Origin of the sequence: Arcobacter peruensis, assembly GCF_003711085.1 — a bacterium.
Taxonomy (GTDB): domain Bacteria; phylum Campylobacterota; class Campylobacteria; order Campylobacterales; family Arcobacteraceae; genus Poseidonibacter; species Poseidonibacter parvus.
Window position 1 is genome coordinate 1,656,454 of sequence record NZ_CP032363.1, and the last position, 23,296, is coordinate 1,679,749.

Consider the following 23,296-nt stretch of genomic DNA (forward strand, 5'->3'; position numbering starts at 1 on the left):
TTCCTATAATTTTTTGTATTTTTTAAAACGCTATTATATACAAATTGTGTATAATTCAAATAAAAAAGGTATCTCGTGATAAGATTAGGTTCAAACTCACCTACTAGAGCTTTAATATTAAATAATGCAAAGATCAACTTTATTCAAAATGGTGGGAGTTTTGATGAAGATAGCATAAAAACAACAAATCCAAAATCATTTTGTTATGAAGCAACAAAAGGGAAATTCAACGAATTATATAAAAAATATGGCGTTGAAGATATGCCTTTATTAGTTTCAGATAGTGTAGTTACATCAAATGGTGAACTTCTAAGAAAAGCAAAAGATGAAGAAGAAGCAAGAAGAATGCTAGAACTTCAAAGTGGAAATGAAACTTCAGTTATAACTTGTATGATTTATAAATCAAAAAATAAAGAGCTAATTGATATATCAATTACTACATATTTATTTGAAAAATTTGATGAAAAACATATGGAAGAGTATATTAAATCAGGTGAATGCTTTGGAAAAGCAGGCGCTATTATGGTTGAAGGTTTTTGTAAACCTTATATTAAAAGTGTAAAAGGTTATGAAAGTACAGCTATGGGACTTTGTGTTGAAAAACTAAAAGTTTTTATGGATAAAACTTGTCAAGCCACTGATTGATTAACAACTCTAAGTTTTTGTGTTGTTCTAAACTCTTATATAAATCTTCATCAAATTTATTTGAAGCTAGTCCAATAATAGAACCTAAAACAGAACCTCTATGAGCATTCTCACCGCCTAGATTTGTATTAATAAGTAAAGCTTTTTTAGGATCTTCATAATATTTAGATGCCAAATAACAAACACTAGGCCAAGAGTCTGTGATATAACAAGCAAGTGAATACTTTTGTCCTAAAACATAAGAGTCATCTTTATCTAAACTAATAAGCTTAGATATTTTAGTTTTAGGAATCACACTTGCTGCTTTATCTATTTCATTAAGAATTTCGACATTAGAAGTTTCATGAAGTAAATTATGTAATAAAATAACATAGCTTTTTACTACATACATTAAGCCTTCATCAGGATGCGTTAAGAAAACATGTTCTTGACAAGTTTTAATTACTTCCTCTAAAGATTTATATGAAAATAAACTCAAAGCTAAAATACTTAAACTAACAAGTGCCCCCATTGAAGGAGTATCATGTGTTATACCACCACATTTTAATACTTCTTTACCATTTGAGTAATTAGCAAAAAACTCTCTATGATAACTCTCAGCATAGGTATCTGGATGATTAGGTTTAGAAGAAGTCATCAAATTAATATACTCTTCTGCCCAGTCTTTACAATTATATTCATCTTGTTTTACTAGACTTTGCATAAGCCATTTAGCACACCAAGCATTTAAAGTATTCTCGCCTGCTTTCATTTCATGATGATAATGAATATTAGCCTTTCCCCATAAATGACTCTTACCTTTTAAGATAACATCACCTACAACTTCTTTTTCTAGATTATTTTTCTTATTTTTTCTTCCACCACTTTTTGTAGAGTGTAAATTCATTATTGAACTTGGGTGAAATGAAGGAGCATCTTCCATTTTTGTAATACCATAAGGAGAGAAAGCTTTTAAAATATCAAAACGATTATAAAACCAATGAACAGGCATTGATAAAGCATCACCTATAAATAGATTTATTATTGCAGCCTTTGCTTTTTCTCGTTTTAAGTTTGATTTATCAGTATCCAATTTACTATCTCTTTTATTTTTCTTTTAAAATTAAATCTTTATATAGTTGTGTATGTTCTTCGATTTCTTCTCTTGTGGCTTTTCTTCTGCAAGATAAGAAACCTTTTTTTCCATCAGATGTAATTGTTGGGAAAACTGTTGCAAATACCCAATAATAATTACCTGATTTAGTTGAATTTTTAACAAAACCACTCCAAACTTCATCTCTTTGTACAGTCTCCCATAAATCTTTAAATGCAGCTTTTGGCATATCTTTATGTCGTACTATATTATGAGGTTTACCAATTAGTTCATCAACTGAATATTCTGCTAAATTACAAAAATCATCATTTGCAAAGTTTATAAGTCCTTTTTCATCAGTTTCACTTACTAAAAATGCATAATCATCTAAAATCATTTCTTTTCCCATAATTCTTTCCTAATTCACTTTCTTATTTTTAGCATCTTGAACTAAAACTTCCGCCATTGAAAGCGTTTCATCTGCAAATACTGCAACACAATTGGCTTCATTGGCATTTTCTTGAGTTACTTTGTCTAAAACAGATACGGCATCATTAATTTGCTCAATTCCCGTTAATTGCTCATTTGAAGCAGTACTTACATCATCTATTATAGTGATTGTTTCAGATATCAATTGATTTAAGTTGCTATATCCTTCACTCATTTCATCTGAAATCTTTTTACCTTCACTTGTTTTGAAACTAGCATTTTCAACTAAATCTTTTATCTCTTTTGCTGCTTGTGTACTTCTTGTTGCTAAATTTCTAACCTCACCTGCAACTACGGCAAAACCTTTACCAGCTTCTCCTGCGGTTGCGGCTTCTACTGCTGCATTTAAAGATAATATATTAGTTTGGAAAGCAATTTGGTCAATCACACTTATTGCTTCATTTATAGCTTGTACTTTTTGATTTATTTCATCCATTGATGAAGTTGTTTGGTTTGCTAATCTTTCACCTTGTTCAACTGATGATTTTACACTTTTACTAAGTTTTGCCATTTTTATCGCATTTTCATTATTGTTTTTTGTTATTGATGTAATTTCTTCTATAGCTGCTGCTGTTTCTTCTAAAGAAGCAGCTTGTTCATTTGCTCGTACAGATAGATTTTCAACAGACTTATGCATACTAATAGAATTACTTTCTAGTTTTGTTCCGTTCTTTAAATTAAGTTTAGCATTATCATTTAACTCTTGACCTAATTTATTTATTTGTTGCATTGTAATAAGCATTTTACCTTTTAAGATAGGATTTATATCCATTTGGTCACGATAATCTTGATTTGCATATTTATCCATAATAGCAACAAGTTCTTCCATATTTTTATCAGTTGTTAAAAGAGTTGAATTTACAATTCTTTTAAGCGTGCTTATCATAAAGTTTTCCGAATCTGCATGAATTCTTGAAGTGTATATACCTTGAGAAACTTTATTTAATGCAATTACAACTTCACCTAAAACATGCATATCTTTTTTTCTCATTGAATCAAATTTATCAACATATTGATTTAATTCATGTAAAATAGCACCAATTTCATCATTTTTAATATATTCAGCTTTTTTAATACGATTTGTTCTAAAGAAAGCAAATTCCATTAAATCGTCTATATATTTTTTAAGTCTATCAATTCCACCTATGATTCTATTCATAGATGAAATTGTAAAATACGTAATAATGATGGCAAAGATTACATTTACTGTAACAATTGCTATAATTTTAGAATTACTTAATATTGCAACAATGCTTATAATTGCAAATCCTATTTGTGTTAATACTAAGTTAAGTATTAGACGTTTTTTAGTTGAAATGTTTTTAACCATGAGCTCACCACTTTTTATAAAAATTATTTTATTATACTATAATAATTATAAATATATATAAACCTTTATAAAATGCCTAGTTAACGCTATATGTTCAATTATTTATTTTATTTTACTTATCATTGTAAATAATATAAATAGTTATATTAATTAACTGTTTACCTATTTTAGATATAATGCATAAAAATAACTAACCAATGGTGGACTATTAATGAAAATATCAAGCATCTTATCAACTATTGCAATTCTTGCACTAGTTAGTGGTTGTACAAATAAAATTGTAGAACAAGACGTATCAACATCTGACAATATGGCTGTAAATAACTCAATGCAAAAACAAGTTATTAAAGATGTAAAGATTCAAGAAGTTAAAAATGTAGAAAAAACTCCTACTATAAATCTTAAAACAAATGAAATAGAGTTTTTAGAGATATTAAAAAATGATAAATATGCTTCAATTTGTGGAAGTGAAGCTGATTATCAAAATATCTTACAATTAGATAATCCTGCAGAAAAGTCAAAAAAATTAGAAGAGCTTTTTTATGAATATACTAAAAATTTAAGTAATTCTTGTATCAATCAATCTGCATTTAAAAAAGAGTTAAGAAAAAGAAAATATAGAGATGCAAATCAAGATTATGAAGTATATAATGTTGATATAAATAAAGAAAAACTAATAGAAAAATTTTCTTCAAATACTCAAAGTGTTAGTTCTATCTTAGAAACTTATACACCAAAACATCCACAGTTTTTTGCTTTAATTAAAAAGCTAAATGATTCTTCTTTATCACAAGCAAAACAAAATAAATTAAGATTAAATATAGAAAGACTTAAATTATTAAAGTATTCAAATAGTGATAACTTTATTCAATTAAATGTGCCTACATACAACTTCGCATTTTATGAAGAGGGTAAAAGAACAAAAACTTTTGGAACAGTTGTTGGTGCTCCAGATGCACAAACACCAGTTCTTTCAAGTAAATTAGCATATTTTATTGTAAATCCAACATGGAATATTCCAGATTCAATTGCTAAAAGTAGTATTATTCCAAAAGCTTTAAAAGATAGGAACTATCTTAGAAAGAAAAATATAGTTATTAGAAAAAACTATAGACTTGATTCTAAAAAAATCAAATGGGGTGATGTTAAATGGAAAAAATATTTAAAGAAAAATGTTAAATATATTCCATATAAGTTTATTCAACTTCCATCAAGAACAAATGGAATGGGAAGAATGAAATTTATTTTCCCCAATGACTATGCTGTATATATGCATGATACTATTGGAACATGGAGATTTAAATCTTCTAAACAAAAGATACGATTTACTAGTCATGGTTGTATTAGATTAGAGCATCCAGTAAGCTTAATGAAATATTTATCAACAAACTATACAAAGTATTCATATAAAAAAGTTAGAGGTATTTATGATAGCCAAAAAACAGATACAATTAGACTAAATAAAAAACTACCTATTCACCTAACATACCAAACAGCACAAGTTAATAATGGTAAATTATCATTTTATAATGACGTATATGGATATGATAAAATTCAGAAGTTAAACTTCTGAATTAAACCACGATAAAAAGCTTTAAAAAAGAGACTTGATAATAGTTACCATTCCTGTATGTAAATTATAATTACCTACAGGAAAATCTAAATTATCCTCATCTATAAGATTTACTTTATACGAACTTAGATACTTTCCTAATTTTTCTAAATCTATTTTTGAATAATTAACATCTTTATAAGACGTTCTACAAAGTGAGTTTTTTTCATTACTAATTTCTAAAGTAAAAGCTAGTGTTCTTAGTGATATTAAATCAGTCCATTTATAAAATAAATCTTGGTTTAATACTTTTTCTATTTTTCCTTCAGGTGTGAAAAGAAGATTTTGTTCTTTAAGAGGGAATAAAACAGAAAGAATTGCATCTACAAAAGGAAGAATTTTCTCTTTCCAAAAAGGTGATTCATCGCTTTTATCTAATGCATTTTTAATATATTCTAAAAGTTCATTATTTGTATCTTTATTTAATAACTCACTTAATTTATCATTCATTTATTTTATTTTTGTAACTAGTTGAGAAGGTAATAATCCTAAACTTTCTTCAACTATTTTAGTATCCCCATGATCTATGAAATCATCTTTATATTCAAAAGAAGTTACTTTTATATTTTGAATATTTTCTTCATTTAGAAATTCTAAAATTGCACTTCCTACTCCACCTTGTTTTTGTGAATCAGAAAAAACATACCAATCATCATATTTATTTGCTAATTGTTTTAAACACTCAACATCAAGTGGTTTAACAAATCTTAAATCTACAATTGTAATATCTTCATCATGAAGTTTCTCAGTTTCACAGGCACGTCCTACTGCTGCACCATAACCAATAAATAGCTTATTACTTTTACCTTCTTTTAAAACTTGGGCTTTTCCTAATTCAAAAGGGATAACAGGGAAATCAACAGGAGTAAAAGCTCCTCTTGGATATCTTATTGCACTAGGACTTTTTAGAGTATAAGCAAAGGCTAATCCCTCTTCTAGAGTTTCATTATCTCTTGGAGCAAAAACAATCATATTTGGAATAAATCTTAAGTAAGAAATATCAAAAGCACCTTGATGTGTTTCTCCATCATTCCCTACAATTCCTGCTCTATCTATTGCAAATACAACTGGTAAATCCATTAAACAAACATCATGAATTATTTGATCAAAACCTCTTTGAAGAAAAGTAGAATAAATAGTAATAAAAGGTTTAAAACCTTCTTTTGCCATTGCAGCCATTGATGTAACTGCATGTTGCTCAGCAATTGCTACATCCCAAAATCTTGTTGGGAATTTTTCCATAAGTTTATTTATACCTGTACCACTTGGCATTGCAGCAGTAACTCCTACAACATTTTCATGTTTACATGCAAGACTTGATAAAGCATCTGCAAAAACAGCAGTTGCAGCTTTAGGTGCAGGTTTTTTAATAAAAGCGCCATCGTTTATATTAAAAGGACCTACTCCATGCCAATGTTCATGTTGACCTTCTGCTATTTCATAACCCTTACCTTTTACAGTTCTTGCGTGAACAATTACAGGTTTCCCCATATTTTTTGCAAGCTCTAAAGTATCAATTACTTCTTCTAAATTATGCCCATCAATTGGACCTATATAATCAATACCCATTTCTTCAAACAAAATTCCAGGAGTAATAAGCTTCATAGCTTCTTCCATTCTTTTTGCTATATATGTAGTACCTTCTGGCATATTATTTTTAATAAAATTATCAACTCTACCTTTAAAGCCTTGGTAAGTTTTACCTGCAAGAAGTTTTGAAAGATGTTTTGATATTGCTCCAATTGGTTTAGCAATTGACATTTCATTATCATTTAAAATAATTACAACAGGTAGTTTAATATCTCCTAGTTCATTTAAAGCTTCATAAACCATACCAGCTGTCATTGAACCATCTCCAATCATTACAACGGGGATTCTGTCTTCATTTTTAAGTTTAATAGATTTTGCAGCTCCAACAGCAAGAGAAATTGAAGTTGAACTATGTCCTGCAATAAAGTAATCAGCATCAGATTCATTAGGTTTTGTAAAACCGCTCATTCCTCCAAATTGTCTTATTGTCTCAAACTCATCCCATCTATTTGTTAACAGTTTATGAGGATAACATTGGTGAGAAACATCAAATATAAAAGGATCACTAAATGCATCAAAAACCTTATGCATCCCAACAGTTAATTCAACTGCTCCTAAAGTAGAAGAGAAATGTCCACCTTTTCTTGATACTACATCAATAATTCTATCTCTAATATCTTGTGAAACTTGTTCTAATTCTTCTAGTGATTTATCTTTTATATTCATATTATTTCCAGATACTATTTTAATTTTTCTAGTACTTCATCTAAGATTTCAAATACTTTTGTATTTTGTTCTTTTGAACCTATAGTAATCCTAATTGCATTTACACCATAACCTGTTAAATCTCGAACAATTACTCCAAGTTCTAGTAGGTTTTGTGCAACTTCTTTAGATGAGAATAAATCTCCAAATTTTAGTGTTATAAAGTTAGTATATGAATCAATGTAATCAAAACCTTTTTGTTCTGCATATTCTTCATATCTTTTCATCTCTTCAAAGTTTAAAGCAATACATTTATCTACAAACTCTTCATCTTTAAGAGCTTCAATAGCAGCTGCTAGTGTTAAAGTAGTAATATTAAAGGGTGCTCGAAGTTTGTATAAAGTTTTTATAATATCTTCTTGAGCAATTCCATAACCTACCCTCATTCCACCAAGTGCATATGCTTTTGAAAATGTTCCTAAATAAATACAATTAGGAAAAGTATTAATTAAATCTTTTGGATTAATTCTTTTCTTTTCATCTTTAAAAGATGCATACTCTTGATAAGCACCATCAACTACTACTAATGTATCTTTATCTATTGTTTCTAAAAATGTATAAACATCATCTTTATCTAAACATTCACCTAATGGATTATTAGGTAAACAAAGGAAAATAATATCAGCCCCATGCTCTTTATACATAGCAGAAAATTGTTCTAAATTATGTTCATCGTCTACTGTTTTAATAACACTTGAGCCAGTTTGCTTTGCATAAATTTCATACATTGCAAATGTAGTTTTACTCATTAAAACTTTTGAGTCTTTATCACATTTTGCATGAACACAAAACTCTAAAATTTGGTCACTTCCTGATCCAACAATTACATTTGAAGGTTTTACTTCAAATTTGTTGCTAAGAGCATCTTTTAATTCATACATAGAATCATCAGGATATACAAACATATTTCCTGCAATTTCTTGTATCTTTTTTGTAACCTTTGGAGATGTTCCATAAGGGTTTTCATTTGATGCTAGTTTAATAATATCTTTAGGGTTTATTCCATATTCACGTACAACTAATTCAATTGGTTTCCCAGCTTCATAAATTGAAACATTGTCTAATACTTTATTAAAATTCATTTATTTTCCTATATTTATATATTCTATTAAATATCGTTTATTTCTTTTACATAAGATCCTAAAATCTTAACATTCCCATCATATTTTGATAATACTTTTTTTACATTTTCATCATCTTTATGACCATCAAAATCAATAAAGAAAATTGAATTTCCTTCTACAATGTGTGATTTGATTTTAGTTAGATTAATATTTACTTTATTAAAATCAGTTAAAAATTCAACTAATGCACCTTGTTTATCAGAAAGTGTAACCAAGATAGATGTTTTATCATTTCCACTTTGTCCATTTTCAAAATCGCTAATTATAAAAAATCTAGTTTTATTATTGTCTTTATCTTCAATATTTTCAAATAATATTGGTAGGTTATGTAATTTTGCACCAACATGAGGACAAATAGCAGCACTACCTGGTTCATTTACTGCAATTTTTGCAGCTTTAGTTGTTGATTCAATTGGTATATGCTCAACTTCATCTAAACCAAAATTTGAAAGAAATTTTCTACATTGTTCAAAAGCAATATCTTTTGAATATATTCTTTTTATATCTTCAATTTTATCACAAGTAGAAGCTAAAGTATGGTGAATATCAAGAACTACTTCTGCAATAATTTTTAAATTGTATGTATTTAAACAATTGATTGTATCTGTTACTATTCCATTTGAAGAGTTTTCAATAGGAACTACACCAAATCTTGCTTTTTTAGTATCAACTTCTCTAAAGATTCCCTTGATTGATGAAATAGAAACATATGAACTCATAGCTCCAAATCTAGCTTCAGCTGCTTGATGAGTAAAAGACCCTTCAGGTCCTAAATAAGCTACATTTTCTGGTAACTCAAGATTTCTTGAAATTGCAAATATTTCTAAAAATAGTGCTTCAATTGCTGCTCTATTTAATTTACCAGTATTAAGACTTTCTAACCTATCAATAATAGCTTTTTCTCTCTCAGGTCTGTAAATTGCACCACCACTATGAGCTTTTACAACTCCTACTTGATGAACAATTTCCATTCTTTCATTGATTAATTTTAATAATTCATTATCAATATTATCAAGTTTATCTCTTAAAGCGTCTAATCCTACTTCATTCATTCTAATCCTTTTTGATAATGACTATTTTATAAACTCTTCTTCTAAAGCAATAATATCTTCAAAAGTTTCTCTTTTTCTAATTAATCTATCTTTCCCATCTTCTATTGCAATTTCTGCAACTTTTCCTCTAGTGTTATAATTACTAGCCATTGTAAAACAGTATGCACCAGCAGAATATAAAACAACTAAATCATTATGTTGTGTTTGTGGTAATTCAATATTTTTAGCGAAGAAATCTCCACTTTCACAAATTGGACCAACTAAGTTACAATCTGTGAACTCTTTATTGTCATTTAATACTTCAACTTTATGGCTTGCGTTATAAAGTGCTGGTCTAATTAAATCATTCATAGCCCCATCAACAATAACAAATCTTTTAGAACCATTTACTTTTTCATATAACACTTTACTTACAAAAGCACCTGAATTTCCAACTAATGACCTACCTGGTTCACATACGATAGTAATATCTAAACCAAACATAGTTTCTAATACACTTTGAGCATAATCATTTACATCAATTAAAACTTCATCATCGTAAACAATACCTAAACCACCACCAATATCAATAAATGATAAATCAATATTTAAAGCACTTAAATTTCTTACTAAATCTGCAACTATTTTAACAGATTCTTTAATTGGCGTAAGTTCAGTTAATTGAGACCCAATATGACAGTGAATTCCAACTGGGTCTAAGTTATCAGAGTTTTTACATTGAATATACATTCTTTTTGCAGTATCAATATCAACACCAAACTTGTTTTCATGTAATCCTGTTGAAATATATGGATGTGTTTGTGGGTCAATATTTGGATTTACTCTAATTGAAATTCTAGCTTTTTTGTCAAGCTCTTTAGCAATTGTTTCAACTCTATTTAATTCAGCTGCACTTTCAACATTTATCATTAAAATATCTAATTCTAAAGCTTCTTTAATTTCAGAATCAATTTTTCCAACACCTGAGAAAATGATTTTATAAGGAACGATACCTACTTTTAATGCACGTTTAACTTCACCAATTGATACACAATCAGCACCAGCACCAAGTTGAGCTAAATGTTTAATAACTGAAAGGTTCGAGTTTGCTTTAACTGCGTATGCTATTAGTGATTTTCTTGCTTTAAAAGCACCTTTTAAAGATTCATACTGAGTTGTTATATGATCAAAATCATATACATAATATGGTGTTTGGTATTTATTTGCTAATTCTTTAAAATCTATATTCATTTTTTATAACTTTCCTATTTCTTTATTCATTTTCTATTTATTAAAATTTTAATTTAGAATTTTTAGAATTCTAAATTAAAATTTCTTCTTTTCTTCTGTTTGAAATAAATATTAGAAAGTGTAAGATTTTGTACAAGACCAAGGCGGAGAGAAAATTCAAAGCAAGAGCATACTAAAGTATGTGATTGTTTTGAATTTCCTAGACAACGCAGGTATTGTGCTAAAGCTTATACTTTATATTTAATTTTCACCATTCCATGCAATTTGTTGTTTTCCATTTTCATCAAATGAAGTTGCAGGCATTCCCATAATATTAAATCCACAATCAACATAATGAATTTCACCCGTTACTGCTGAGCTTAAATCAGAAAGTAAGTACATACCAGAGTTTCCAACTTCAGTTGTTGTTACATTCTTTTTAAGTGGTGAGTGAGCTTCATTCCATTTAAGCATAAATCTAAACTCACCAATTCCAGCTGCTGCTAGAGTTTTAATTGGACCTGCTGAAATAGCATTTACTCTAATTCCATCTTTTCCTAAATCTTCAGCTAAGTATTTTGTAGTCATTTCTAAAGCTGCTTTTGCAACTCCCATTAAATTATAGTTTGGAATATATTTAACTCCACCATAATAAGACAGAGTTAACACAGAACAATTATCACTCATAATTGGTTTAAGTTCTCGAACTACTTCAATTAATGAATATACAGAAACATCCATAGCAATATCAAAAGACGCTTTTGGAATATCATAAAATCTTCCAGTTAAACCATCTTTTGGAGCAAAAGCAATTGAATGAACAATAAAATCAATTTGACCCATATCTTTTTCTAAAGATTCTTTTAAAGCTTTAATTTCATCAGGATTTGATACATCACAAGGATATACTAAATTTTCACTTCCAAATTCGCTCGCGATTGGTTCAACTCTTTTCTTTAAAGAATCATTTAAATAAGTAAAAGCAATTTGTGCACCTTGATCTGCACAAGCTTTTGCAATTCCGTAAGCAATTGATTTGTTATTAGCAACTCCTAGAATTACCCCTTTTTTACCCTTCATAAACATCTATAAATCCTTTGTATTTTCAATAATTTGTTTAAAATCTTCAACTTTCCAAGAAGCAGTTCCAATTAATGCTCCATCAACACCATCTAAAGAACAGATTTCACGAACATTTGCTACTTTAACACTTCCACCATATAAAAGTGGTTTTGCAATTCTTGCTTTAATTGCAGAATGAACAGATTTTATATCTTCATTTGTAGCAGTAACCCCAGTTCCTATTGCCCAAACAGGTTCATAAGCTAAGATTAAATTTTCATAATTTGTATCAATTCCTACAAATTGCTCATAAATATACTCTAAAGTTTGCTCTAAACCTTGTTCTTTTACCTCTAAAGGTTCACCAATACAATAAATTACTTTGTATCCAAGCTCGCTGTAAAAGCTGAATTTTTTTGCAATTTCTTCTTGAGATTCATTAAGAACATGTCTTCTTTCACTGTGACCTATTAGAATTGTTTTAATTCCAAATTCATCTAATTGTTCTGTTCCTATTTCACCTGTAAATGAGCCATTTGCTGTTGCATAAGCATTTTGAGCTCCTAGTGTTAAATTTGAAACAGTAGCAAATGTATCAAGAGAAGTTGCTGTTGGGAAAACATATACATCTTCACTAATACTATTTGTATTTAAAAAATCATTTACATTATTTATAAAATCAGCTGTTGATTTTCTTGTATGGTTTGTTTTAAAATTCGAAGCAATAATTGCCATTTTTATTCCTCTATTAGAAGTGCTTTAACACCTGGAAGAATTTTTCCTTCAATTAATTCTAAAGAAGCTCCACCACCAGTTGAAATAAATGTCATTTCATCTTCATCACCTGTTACTCTAACTAAGTCAGCTGTATCACCACCACCAACAACAGTTGTAGCAAAAGAAGACGCAACTGCATGTGATACTTTTGTACTACCTTTTGCAAATTTGTCCATTTCATAAACACCCATTGGTCCATTCCATAAAATAGTATTTGCATCTCTTAAGGCAAGAGAGAATAACTGAGCAGTTGCTGGTCCAATATCAAGTCCCATCCAATTTTTTGGTATTTCTTGAACTGTTACATGTTTTGCAATTGCTTCTGAATCAAAAGCTTCAGCTGCAACTACATCTACAGGTAAATAAAGTTTAACACCTAATTTTTTTGCTTCTTCCATAATTCTAAGTGCTTCAGGAATTAAATCTTCTTCAACTAATGAATTACCAACTTCATGTCCAAGTGCTTTTAAGAATGTAAAGGCCATTCCTCCACCAATTAAGATCTTATCAACTTTTGGAACTAAATTATATAATGCTTCAAGTTTTCCAGATACTTTTGAACCACCAACAATAGAAACAAAAGGACGCTTAGGTTCATGTACAATGTGATGGAAAAATTTAATCTCTTTTGCAAGTAAGAAACCTGCTGCTTTATGTTCAATATCGAAATGCTTAGCAATACCTTCAACAGAAGCATGTGCTCTATGAGATACACCAAAAGCATCATTAATAAATACATCAGCCATTGAAGCTAATTTTTCGGCAAAAACAGGGTCATTTTCTTTTTCACCATCGTTATATCTAAGGTTTTCTAATAATAATATTTCACCTGATTTAAGAGTTTTTGCAAGATCTAAAGTTTCTTGTCTTACTATGTGCTCAGCCATTTTAATATCTTGTTTTAAAAGTGTATGTAATCTTTTTGCAACAGGTTTTAATGAAAATTCAGGGTCAAATTTTTCTTTTGGTCTACCAAAATGTGATGCTAAGATAATTGAACAATCGTTATCTATACAATATCTAATTGTATTTAAAGCTGATCTAATTCTTCTATCATCAGTGATGTTATTATACTCATCCATTGGTACGTTAAAGTCACATCTAATAAATACTCTTTTACCGGAGATATCAATATTTTTAAGTTCTTGTAATTTCATATATTTTTGCCTTTATTAAAATTTCTAATTAGTTGATTATTAGTTATTTGCTACGTGTACACCCATGTCTACAAGTCTTGTAGAGTAACCCCACTCATTGTCATACCATGAAAGAACTTTTACCATATTATTTTCAATTACTTGAATTGTATCAAGTGGAACTACAGTTGATAAAGTTTCACCATTGAAATCAGAACTTACTCTTCCTTCTGTATCTATTCCTAAAATTCCTTTTAAGTTTCCAGTTGATGCATTTGTAAATGCAGCTTGTACTTCTTCAAGTGTTGTATCTTTTTTAAGTGTAACTGTTAAATCAACCATTGATACATTTGGAGTTGGAACTCTAATTGCTTGACCGTTAAGTTTTCCATTTAAATGTGGCATAACTTTTCCAATTGCTTTTGCTGCACCTGTTGATGCTGGAATTAAGTTAGTAGCTCCTGCTCTTCCTTTTCTTGGATCTTTTTTATCTTTTGCATCTAAAATTGGTTGAGATGAAGTGTATGAATGAATTGTAGTCATTAAACCTTTTTCAATTCCGTAAGTATCATCAAGAACCTTAGCAACTGGAGCTAAACCATTTGTAGTACAAGAAGCATTTGAAACAATTGATTGACCTTCATATTTCTCTTCATTTGCACCCATTACAAACGTTGGAGTATCATCTTTTGCAGGTGCGCTCATTACAACTTTTTTAACACCATTATCAACATATGCTTGACATGCTTCTTGAGTTAAAAAAGCACCAGTACATTCTAGAACAACGTCTGCACCATAAGAAGCAAAATCTAATTTAGCAGGATCACGCTCTGCCAATAATTTAGCTTTATCATTTCCAATAGTAATAAAACCATCTTCAACTTTTATATCTTGGTTATTTCCATGAACTGTGTCATATCTTAGGTTATATTGAATCATATCTTCACTACCACTAGCATTTACTGCTACTAATTCAACATCATTTCTTGAAGCAACTATCTTTGCTACACATCTTCCAATTCTTCCTAATCCATTAATTGCAACTTTAACAGCCATATTTTCCCTTTATAAATCTTAATTGGTAGATATTTTATCCAAAAGTTGCTATAATATTATTTAAGTATATAATAAAGGTATGATTTAGGTGCGACTTGCAGTATTTGGTGGTAGTTTTGACCCCGTACATATAGCTCATGAAGCGATTGTAAATGAGGCATTAAAAGAACTTAATATTGATAAATTAATTGTAGTTCCTACATATTTAAACCCTTTTAAAAATAGCTTTAATTACGAACCAAATATTAGAGAACAACTTTTAAGAAAAGTTTTTTCTAAGACTTCTAAAGTAGAAATTTGTGATTATGAAGTAAAACAAAAAAGAGCTGTTTACTCAATTGAAACTATCAAATATTTAAAAAACTTATATAAACCATCAAATATTTATTTAATTATTGGTGCTGATAATGTAAAAGATTTAAATAAATGGCAGGGAATTGAAGAACTCAAATCTTTAGTTGATTTTGTTGTTGCTTCAAGAAGTGGTTTTATTGATAATAATTTTACAAAGTTTAAAAACTTAAAAGTTAATATTGATATTAGTTCTACTAAGCTTAGAGATAAAATTGATTTAAACTTTATACCTATACAAATAAAAGAAGATATAATAAATCTTCAAAGAAATAAAAAAGGTTAATTCTTGAATAGACTAGAAACTATTAAAGCGCTTTTAGATGAAAAAAAAGCAGAAAATATTGATGTTATTGATTTAACATCAAAAGATTACATTGTTGATTATGTTGTTATTGCAACTACATTAAACTCAAAACATGCATTTGCATTGTTAAATTACTTAAAAGAAGAATTAAAGCCAATGGGTGAAGAATTCTTAAGAGTAAATGAAGATGATAACTGGACAGTTATCGATTTAGGTGATATGTTTATTCACTTAATGAGTGAAGAATATAGAGCTAAATATACTATGGAAGATTTCCTAAGTAAATTAGACAATAAAGAAGAATACTAAAAAAAAAGAGAAGTAACTTCTCTCTTTTTTAACTAAAATTTAATTTGCAGGTCTCAAGATTTTATTATAATTACCAGCCGCATCTTTTGCGCCACCCATATTACCTGTATAAATTGCAATTGCTACAACAACTGCTAATATAATTAAAAACCATTTCATTACATTTTATCCTTAGCTTTTATTCCTAGTAAATTTAAACCAACTCTAATACTTAAAGCTGACATACTTAATGCTTTTAGATACATATTCTGTTCAGCACTTCCTACAACCTTATGGTCATTATAGAACTTGTGAACAGATGCTGCTAGTGAAGTTAAATATTCAGTAATTTTTTGCATTTCTCTTTTTGCAAAGGCTTCATTTAGAACTGAACCTAATAATAGAGATTCATAAATTAAATTTAATCCATCTTGATTTAAGTTTTCAAAACTTTCATCTTTAATATCATCAAAAGTTAATTCTGCTTTTTTAAATACTTGATTAATTCTTGCATGAGCATAATTAATATAAAAAATTGGGTTTGAACTATCTTGATTAGTTAATCTATCTAAATCAAATTCTAAATGAGTATCACTTTTTTTAGTTAAAAATACAAATCTTAAAGCATCTGAACCAATCTCTTTTGTAATATCAGACATTAAAATGACATTACCAGCACGTTTAGACATTTTGTAGGGTTCTCCACCTTTTAAAAGTGAAACCATTTGAGATAAAAGTACCTCAAGTTTAGAAGAATCATTTCCTAAAAACTCAATTGCAGCTTTAACTCTTTTGATATAACCATGATGATCAGCTCCCCAAATATTAATATATTCGTCAAAACCTCTATCATATTTATTTTTATGGTAAATAATGTCACCAGCAAGATAAGTTGGAACTCCATTATCTCTTACAACAACTCTATCTACATCATCACCAATATTAGTTGAACGAATCCAAACCTTTTCATCTTTAGTATAAAGTGAATCATTATTTTCTAATACTTTTCTTGTTTCATCCCAAGAAGAATAAAGTGATTTTTCAGATACAAAAGTGTCAAACTCAATACCTAAATCTTTTAAATCACTTGTGATAATATCCATAACTAAATCTTTTGCGAAAAATGCAATTTCTTTATATCTAGATTCATCTCTTAGTGCATCAGCTCCAAATTTTTCAATTACTGCTGGCGCAATTTCTTCTAAGTATTCACCTCTATAATAAGTTTCAGGGTATTGTACTTCTTCTTTAAAGATAAATTCTCTAGCAGCTAAAGCAATAGAAAGTCCTAGCATATCCATTTGAGAACCTGCATCATTTACATAGTATTCAGTTGTAATATCAAAACCTAAGTGTCTTCCAACACGTGCAATTGTATCACCTTGAATTGCACCACGTGCATGACCTATGTGAAGAGGACCAGTTGGGTTTGCTGAAACATACTCTAAAAGAATTTTTTCTTTTTTTGTTTCTTCTTTTGCAAATTCATTTCCACTTTTTAAAGAAGTATCAACTAATTCTTGTAAAAATGAAGCTGAAAGTTTAAAGTTTATAAAACCTTTTACTGCTTCCACTTTTTCAAACATAGTTGAGTTTTCAAATTTTAAGGCTAAATCATTTGCAATAATCATTGGAGATTTTCTTAATTCTTTGGCAAGTGAGAATGCAACAGGAGTTGCATAATGACCAAAAGACACATCTTTTGGTTTCTCAAGAACAACGCTAGTTTCTAATATACTTTCAATGTATTCTTTTACTAAATTTTGCAATTATCTACTCTTATACTGATTTAGTTTCGTTTTTGTCTTCTACTTTAGCTTCAGCTTTTTTTTCGATTTCATCATTTTTGTTTTCAGCAACTTCATTTTCTTCATCATCTTTTACAGCTTTTTTGAAGTTTTTAATTCCAGAACCTAGACCTTTAGCTAATTCAGGTATTTTTTTACCTCCAAATAGTAGTAGTACTACTAAAGCTATTAATATCCATTCCATTCCGCCAGGCATTCCCATGACTAATCCTTATGTTAATTTGGACTTATTATAACTTTTTAATGCTTAAAATTTTTTTGTGATTTATTTAAAGAAGAATTGAACTATTTTATAACCAGAACCAGCAGCAATAATTGTTCCAAAAACATTTAAAACTATATTTGTAATTGCTAAATATATTGATGTTCCAAATAGTAAGTATGATTCAATAGCAAAAGTTGAATATGTAGTAAGAGCTCCAAGAAATCCTGTAGTTAAAAAGGCTTTTAGAGTATCAGAAACTGCAATATTTGCAAAATAAGCAAAAAGTATTCCTATTATAAAAGAACCAATAACATTTACAATTAATATTCCAAGAGGAATATCTAAAGGAATATATTTATTTGACAAATGAACACTATAAGCACGAGCTATTGCACCAAGGAAACCTCCTGCTCCAATTGCTAAGATAGTTTGCCAACTAAGAGACATAACTTTTTATCTCTTGCTCAAATACTTCATTCATTTTTATTTCTGTATCTTCAAACCACGAAGTTGATTTGTCTGCTTGAATTGGATCTAAATATATAATTTTTACAGTTCCTGGTGTGGCCGTTAATTTCTTTGAATCTACTATATTTCTAGTATTTAACATAACAACTGGTTGTACTTTTAATTTAAATTTATTACCAACCATTTTTGCACCTGCTTTAAACTTAAGCATTTTTGTTCCATCTGATCTTGTACCTTCTGGAAACATTGCAATTGGTCTTTTCTTTTCTAGTCTGTCTTTTACTTCTTTAAATAAGTGCATAATTCCAGCTTTATTTTCTCTATCAATAGATATCATTCGAGGAGCTTTTATAATATGTCCAAAAAAGAATAAATCTGCAATTTCTTTTTTTGCAACCCAAGCTAAATCTCTGTTGTGAATATACTCCATTACAATAATGTCTAATAAAGATTGATGGTTCATCAAAACTAAATCACATGATTCATCAATTTTTCCTACAGTTTGAATTTTTATACCTAAAAGTTTAATCTGAATTTTCATCCAAAGTTTTATAACTTTATGTGTATGATTTCTAAATAAGTACATTGCTAAAACTGTTATTGCAACTGTTATTGTAAACTGTATTAAAAGTATTATTCCTCTAATTCTTGCCAAGATTTTCTTCCTTTATCCATCCAATAAACTTATTCTTAATTCCCATTACTTTTATAAATTCTCTTTTTTTATTTAAAACTTCAACTTTTTCTTCATTTTTTAACTGAAAGAAAATTGTAGATTTATCAGTAGGTAAGATATAGATATATGAATCTTTTTTTACAATACCTGTTCTATTTGGCATTAAATAAATTACTGAGATTATTAGTAAAATAATTGAAATTATTAAATATATTTTATTTCTTTTCCAAATATAAAGAATTATGAATAAAACTAATATAACAACTAATGCCATTTTTTTGTATTTCTCAAAACTTGAATCATTAGGATTTAAATCTGTTTGAGTACTAACTAATTCGTTTTGTAAAATTAAAGGAACTGTAACAGTAACAAAACTTTTTGTTGCTGTATTATAATAATTAAACTCTATTTTTTTCTTATGTATAGGAAGAACTAGATAATAAATTAAATTTTGATTAGGATAATTATCATTTAATTCAGAAGTACCTTGTTCTTCTATTCCTTTAATTTTAAAATCTTCAAGATTTGAATTAAGAGCATCTACATCTATTATTGTTAAAGATTCTTTATTGTTATATTGCTTAGTTTTATAAGCTTTTAGTTTAAAGTCTTTTGCAATTATATTAGAAAACCTTTCATCATCAGTGGCAATATCTGAATAAGTTATATTTCTACCACCTAAATTTGTAGTTTCTATAACATTTCCATTTTTAATTAACTTTACTGAAAATCTTGGTAATTTAAAACTTCCCGTACCTACTTTGAAAAAGAAATTTGTTTCATAGTTTGCACCTGATGTATTTACCCACTTACTTTTTGGATTTAATACTTTTATATTTTTAGAATTAGAAAAAGATGTTGTAATATAATCGAAGTTTTTAGTAGTAATTAAAGCTTTTAATTTGATTTGGAATTTTTGATTTTTGTATACTTTTTTAGGTATTTCTTTATAAGAAACATATAGATTCTTTGCAGCAAATAAATTTACTGATAATAAAATATTTACTAAAATTATTAGAGATAGTATTTTTTTCATAATTTGCTTTTTATCAATAAGTATATAGCCGAAGCTATACTCTTATTGTAAAAAACCTTTAAGCATTCTAATTCCATCATCTCCACCAAGTAATTCTTCCATTGCTCGCTCTGGATGAGGCATTAAACCAAATACATTTTTTTCTTTATTACAAATACCTGCAATATTTGAAACAGAACCATTAATATTTTCAGCTGTTCCATTTTCATCACAATATTTCAATAAAATTTGATTATTTTGTTCTAATTCTTTTAAACCTGCTTCATCAATAAAGTAATTTCCATCATGATGAGCTACAGGAATATTTAAAACTTGATCATCTTTTAAAAGTGAAAGAAATGTATTATCATTGTTTATAACTTTTAAATTATGAAATTTCGAAATAAAATGTAAAGAATCATTTCTTTTCATAGCTCCAGGTAATAATCCAGCTTCTAGTAAAATTTGAAAACCATTACAAATTCCTAAAATTTTACCACCTTTTGCAGCATAAGCTTGAACAGAATCCATAATAGTAGCAAATCTAGCAATTGCACCAGATCTTAAATAATCTCCATATGAAAACCCACCAGGAATTACTAGTAAATCTGTATCTTCAGGTATCTTTTTTTCTTTATGCCAAACAATTTCAACTTGTGCACCTAATTTTTCAAAAGCATATTGTGTATCATACTCACAATTTGTCCCTGGAAATTGTAATACTGAAACTTTCATATTAACCTACTATTTCGATGTCATAATCTTCAATAACAGTATTTGCAAGAAGTTTTTCACACATCTTTACAACTTCTGCTTTAGCATCTGCTTCATTTGAAGAGTTAAGTTCAATGATAATTTGCTTACCAATTCTTACATCTTTTACAGTTTCTTTAAATCCTAAAGTATCTAATGCATGATGAGTTGCTTTACCTTGGTCATCAAGTACACCTTGTTTTAATGCTACGTTTACAATTGCTTTCATTTGTTACCTTTTTAATTTATATTTTGCGATTATATCTAAAACTGTCTTATAGCAGTTTTTTATTACTTACTTAAACTTGTATGAATTCTACTGTATCCAGCTAAAATAGTATTTTTAATTGAATCTGGAACTTCAACTTCTAGTTTTTCACCAGCTTTTAAAGTCTTTGACTTTTCTTTCCAGTTGTTCTCTTTTCCAAAATCTCTTAAGATTTGTTTATCCATTGAAATAAACTCACCCTTATCAAAATCTTCAGAAGCAATAAATCTTGAACTTTCAGGAGTTAAAATTTCATCACCTAAAATCCACTCACCTTTTGCATTTATAAAAGCTTCAAATTTTGTATCTACAATAACAATTCCATTATCTAATGCAAATTGTGTGAAATCTTTAAATAGTTTTTCTAAACTAGAAATAATTTCAGGGAAAACCTCTCTAACTTTTGCAGTATTTAAAGGAATATCTTTAACACCTTTAGTTGTTGGTGTAAAAATTGGTGTTTCAAATTTGTGCCATTGTTTTAAATCGTTTGATAATTCTAAACCATAAGGGTCATTTCCATTTTGACAAGCTTCATATAAAGAACCAGTTAAATAATTTCTAAAAATAAATTCAAACTGTACTACTTCACCATCAATTTCAGCTTCTAAAGGCTTACATAATTCCATTAATTGACATCTAGGAGCTACACTTAAACTTTGGTCAACTTGTTCTTCTAAAATAGCAGTTCTAATACCTGCTTGTCTTGCAAATTCTGCTCCAGAATTTGAAATAGCAGTTTGAGAAACTCCTTTTCCTTCAATTTCAAGATTTAATGGAATATCAAAAACTGAACATCTATCACTTCTTACTAATAATACTTTTGCATCTTTTCCAGGACATGTATAAAGGTCTGCATTTTTACCTATATAAAATAAGTTATAACCTAATTCTTCTAATTCAGAAATACCTTTTTCCGAAGTTGTTTTCTTTGACTGTGGCCAAAGACCAAGCTCGATAATCTCACTTATGTTCATTCGTTCTCCTACTTATTTATTAATTATAATTAAAGATTTTAAAATTCCAATAGATGTATTTAATTGATTATCATTTAAAACATCTTCACTTGTAATGATTTTTTTATCTTTTTTATTTTCTTCTTCTTTTTTTACTTTTTCATCAACTTTTTCTAATTCACTTTCTAAGTGTTTTTTTAAGTCTGCTTCTTTTATTTTAAACTCAGAACTTTCATCTTGAGTTGCTTTTCCTGCATATGCAAGAATATCTGGAGTAACACCAACTGCTTGAATTGTTCTTCCACTTGGAAGATAATATTTTGCAATTGTAAGTTTAATAGTCTCTGTTCTATCTTCTGTAATTGGTAAGATTGCTTGAACAGAACCTTTTCCAAATGTTTTTTCTCCAATTACAATTGCTCTTTTATGATCTTGTAATGCTCCACTTACAATTTCAGAAGCCGAAGCAGAACCACCATTTACTAAAACAACCATTGGAAGTCTTGAAATAGTATTTGATGCAGATGCTTCAAATTTTTCTTCATCTTCAGCTTTTCGTCCTTTTTGAGAAACAATTACACCTTCATCAACAAAAAGATCAACTACACCTATTGCTTGAGAAAGAAGTCCACCAGGATTATTTCTTAAATCAAGAACTAAACCTTTTACTTTTGGATTATCTTTAATTGCTTTTTCTAAACCTTCAACAACTTTTCTATCGAAACTTGTAACTCTTAAATATAATAAGTCTTCTTTTTCAAAAGTTTTAGAAAATACTGATTGAATTTTAATAATATCTCTTGTAATAGTTATTTTTACAGGTTTGTTTTCACCTTTTCTAACAACTGTAAGTAAGATATCTGTTTTAGGTTTTCCTCTCATTAATGATACAGCTTCGTCTAAAGTCATATTTAAAGTTGATTTATCATCAATTTTTAAAATAATATCAGATGCTTTTATGCCTGCTTCAAAAGCTGGAGTATCATCAATTGGTGAGATAACAGTTAATGCACCATCTCTCATACCAACAGTAATACCTAATCCACCAAATTCACCTTTTGTTTGTATACTCATCTCTTTTGAAGATTTAGCATCTAGAAAACTTGAATGTGCATCAAGCTCTTGCATAAGACCTTTTAGAGATTTATTTACAATTTCTTCTAATTCTATATCATCTACATAATATTTTTCAACAGTACCAATTACTTTTGTTAATTTTGATAGTGATTCGAATCTTGTTTTTTCAGATACTTCTTCTTTTGCAAAAACTGATTGAGTTAATAATAATGCTAGAGATGAAGCTAATAATAATTTCTTCATATGTATATAACCTTTTAAATTT

The 23,296-nt window shown here is 28.4% G+C and carries 24 protein-coding genes and 1 pseudogene; 4 read left to right on the top strand and 21 right to left on the bottom strand.

Going from position 1 to position 23,296, the window contains the following annotated elements; all coding sequences use genetic code 11:
• The first annotated feature begins 75 nt into the window (after positions 1 to 75).
• Positions 76 to 645 (top strand): septum formation inhibitor Maf, encoded by a 570-nt coding sequence (maf, locus tag D3Z07_RS08305; RefSeq protein ID WP_122893592.1) that lies wholly within the window; start codon positions 76 to 78, stop codon positions 643 to 645.
• Here the strand turns inward: maf and D3Z07_RS08310 are convergent.
• From D3Z07_RS08310 to D3Z07_RS14430, 3 genes and pseudogenes are all read right to left on the bottom strand, one after another.
• Positions 614 to 1,717: an ADP-ribosylglycohydrolase family protein gene (locus tag D3Z07_RS08310; RefSeq protein ID WP_206423276.1), complete on the bottom strand. Its 1,104-nt coding sequence runs from the start codon at positions 1,715 to 1,717 to the stop codon at positions 614 to 616. The genes maf and D3Z07_RS08310 overlap by 32 nt on opposite strands.
• 13 nt (positions 1,718 to 1,730) lie before the next feature.
• Positions 1,731 to 2,126 carry a PAS domain-containing protein gene (locus D3Z07_RS08315; protein WP_122893593.1) on the bottom strand — a complete coding sequence of 132 codons (396 nt, stop codon included), beginning with the start codon at positions 2,124 to 2,126 and terminating at the stop codon, positions 1,731 to 1,733.
• Positions 2,127 to 2,135: 9 nt separating this feature from the next.
• Positions 2,136 to 2,741, bottom strand: a pseudogene (locus tag D3Z07_RS14430) (methyl-accepting chemotaxis protein); the annotation flags it as partial.
• Between the two features lie 1,006 nt (positions 2,742 to 3,747).
• Between D3Z07_RS14430 and D3Z07_RS08325 the strand changes: the two are divergent.
• Entirely contained in the window at positions 3,748 to 5,109 is a 1,362-nt protein-coding gene (locus D3Z07_RS08325; RefSeq protein ID WP_122893595.1) for a L,D-transpeptidase family protein, read from the top strand.
• A gap of 21 nt (positions 5,110 to 5,130) precedes the next feature.
• Here the strand turns inward: D3Z07_RS08325 and D3Z07_RS08330 are convergent, their stop codons facing one another.
• The 9 genes from D3Z07_RS08330 to gap all read right to left on the bottom strand — a co-directional run bounded on the left by D3Z07_RS08330 (position 5,131) and on the right by gap (position 14,859).
• Positions 5,131 to 5,598, bottom strand: coding sequence for a hypothetical protein (locus D3Z07_RS08330; protein WP_122893596.1), 468 nt, complete (start codon positions 5,596 to 5,598; stop codon positions 5,131 to 5,133).
• Complete coding sequence (gene dxs / locus D3Z07_RS08335) at positions 5,599 to 7,404, bottom strand: 1-deoxy-D-xylulose-5-phosphate synthase (protein ID WP_122893597.1); 1,806 nt, start codon at positions 7,402 to 7,404, stop codon at positions 5,599 to 5,601.
• Positions 7,405 to 7,418: 14 nt separating this feature from the next.
• Complete coding sequence (gene hisC / locus D3Z07_RS08340) at positions 7,419 to 8,525, bottom strand: histidinol-phosphate transaminase (protein WP_122893598.1); 1,107 nt, start codon at positions 8,523 to 8,525, stop codon at positions 7,419 to 7,421.
• A gap of 26 nt (positions 8,526 to 8,551) precedes the next feature.
• On the bottom strand, positions 8,552 to 9,619 hold the full coding sequence (gene pheA / locus D3Z07_RS08345; RefSeq protein ID WP_122893599.1) for a chorismate mutase: 1,068 nt from the start codon (positions 9,617 to 9,619) through the stop codon (positions 8,552 to 8,554).
• Positions 9,620 to 9,640: 21 nt separating this feature from the next.
• Positions 9,641 to 10,849 carry a diaminopimelate decarboxylase gene (gene lysA, locus D3Z07_RS08350; RefSeq protein WP_122893600.1) on the bottom strand — a complete coding sequence of 403 codons (1,209 nt, stop codon included), beginning with the start codon at positions 10,847 to 10,849 and terminating at the stop codon, positions 9,641 to 9,643.
• A gap of 240 nt (positions 10,850 to 11,089) precedes the next feature.
• Positions 11,090 to 11,914, bottom strand: a complete 825-nt coding sequence (gene fabI / locus D3Z07_RS08355) for an enoyl-ACP reductase FabI (protein WP_122893601.1) — start codon at positions 11,912 to 11,914, stop codon at positions 11,090 to 11,092.
• Positions 11,915 to 12,625, bottom strand: a complete 711-nt coding sequence (locus tag D3Z07_RS08360; RefSeq protein WP_076083506.1) for a triose-phosphate isomerase — start codon at positions 12,623 to 12,625, stop codon at positions 11,915 to 11,917.
• A 2-nt stretch (positions 12,626 to 12,627) separates the two neighbouring features.
• The gene (locus tag D3Z07_RS08365; protein ID WP_122893602.1) at positions 12,628 to 13,824 is read right to left on the bottom strand and encodes a phosphoglycerate kinase; all 1,197 of its coding nucleotides are present in this window, start codon (positions 13,822 to 13,824) and stop codon (positions 12,628 to 12,630) included.
• Positions 13,825 to 13,863: 39 nt separating this feature from the next.
• Positions 13,864 to 14,859 (bottom strand): type I glyceraldehyde-3-phosphate dehydrogenase, encoded by a 996-nt coding sequence (gene gap, locus D3Z07_RS08370; protein WP_122893603.1) that lies wholly within the window; start codon positions 14,857 to 14,859, stop codon positions 13,864 to 13,866.
• Positions 14,860 to 14,947: 88 nt separating this feature from the next.
• On the opposite strand from gap, the gene nadD reads away from it, so the two are divergent.
• Positions 14,948 to 15,496 carry a nicotinate (nicotinamide) nucleotide adenylyltransferase gene (nadD, locus tag D3Z07_RS08375; protein WP_122893604.1) on the top strand — a complete coding sequence of 183 codons (549 nt, stop codon included), beginning with the start codon at positions 14,948 to 14,950 and terminating at the stop codon, positions 15,494 to 15,496.
• Between the two features lie 3 nt (positions 15,497 to 15,499).
• Positions 15,500 to 15,826 carry a ribosome silencing factor gene (rsfS, locus tag D3Z07_RS08380; RefSeq protein ID WP_083657055.1) on the top strand — a complete coding sequence of 109 codons (327 nt, stop codon included), beginning with the start codon at positions 15,500 to 15,502 and terminating at the stop codon, positions 15,824 to 15,826.
• A gap of 158 nt (positions 15,827 to 15,984) precedes the next feature.
• On the opposite strand, the gene argS is transcribed toward rsfS, so the two are convergent.
• The 9 genes from argS to D3Z07_RS08425 all read right to left on the bottom strand — a co-directional run bounded on the left by argS (position 15,985) and on the right by D3Z07_RS08425 (position 23,274).
• Positions 15,985 to 17,574: an arginine--tRNA ligase gene (gene argS / locus D3Z07_RS08385; RefSeq protein WP_122893605.1), complete on the bottom strand. Its 1,590-nt coding sequence runs from the start codon at positions 17,572 to 17,574 to the stop codon at positions 15,985 to 15,987.
• Between the two features lie 10 nt (positions 17,575 to 17,584).
• Positions 17,585 to 17,815 (bottom strand): twin-arginine translocase TatA/TatE family subunit, encoded by a 231-nt coding sequence (gene tatA / locus D3Z07_RS08390; protein WP_076083494.1) that lies wholly within the window; start codon positions 17,813 to 17,815, stop codon positions 17,585 to 17,587.
• 63 nt (positions 17,816 to 17,878) lie between these two features.
• On the bottom strand, positions 17,879 to 18,265 hold the full coding sequence (locus tag D3Z07_RS08395; RefSeq protein ID WP_076083491.1) for a fluoride efflux transporter FluC: 387 nt from the start codon (positions 18,263 to 18,265) through the stop codon (positions 17,879 to 17,881).
• Positions 18,255 to 18,941: a lysophospholipid acyltransferase family protein gene (locus D3Z07_RS08400; protein WP_076083489.1), complete on the bottom strand. Its 687-nt coding sequence runs from the start codon at positions 18,939 to 18,941 to the stop codon at positions 18,255 to 18,257. Before D3Z07_RS08400 ends, D3Z07_RS08395 begins: the two co-directional genes overlap by 11 nt.
• Positions 18,928 to 19,998 (bottom strand): hypothetical protein, encoded by a 1,071-nt coding sequence (locus tag D3Z07_RS08405; protein WP_122893606.1) that lies wholly within the window; start codon positions 19,996 to 19,998, stop codon positions 18,928 to 18,930. The genes D3Z07_RS08400 and D3Z07_RS08405 overlap by 14 nt, the downstream gene beginning before the upstream one ends.
• Positions 19,999 to 20,040: 42 nt before the next feature.
• Positions 20,041 to 20,712 carry a phosphoribosylformylglycinamidine synthase I gene (gene purQ / locus D3Z07_RS08410; protein ID WP_076083483.1) on the bottom strand — a complete coding sequence of 224 codons (672 nt, stop codon included), beginning with the start codon at positions 20,710 to 20,712 and terminating at the stop codon, positions 20,041 to 20,043.
• 1 nt (position 20,713) lies between these two features.
• Positions 20,714 to 20,959: a phosphoribosylformylglycinamidine synthase subunit PurS gene (purS, locus tag D3Z07_RS08415; RefSeq protein WP_076083480.1), complete on the bottom strand. Its 246-nt coding sequence runs from the start codon at positions 20,957 to 20,959 to the stop codon at positions 20,714 to 20,716.
• A gap of 62 nt (positions 20,960 to 21,021) precedes the next feature.
• Complete coding sequence (locus D3Z07_RS08420; RefSeq protein WP_122893607.1) at positions 21,022 to 21,975, bottom strand: phosphoribosylaminoimidazolesuccinocarboxamide synthase; 954 nt, start codon at positions 21,973 to 21,975, stop codon at positions 21,022 to 21,024.
• Positions 21,976 to 21,987: 12 nt separating this feature from the next.
• Positions 21,988 to 23,274 (bottom strand): S41 family peptidase, encoded by a 1,287-nt coding sequence (locus D3Z07_RS08425; RefSeq protein WP_122893608.1) that lies wholly within the window; start codon positions 23,272 to 23,274, stop codon positions 21,988 to 21,990.
• Between the last annotated feature and the right edge of the window lie 22 nt (positions 23,275 to 23,296).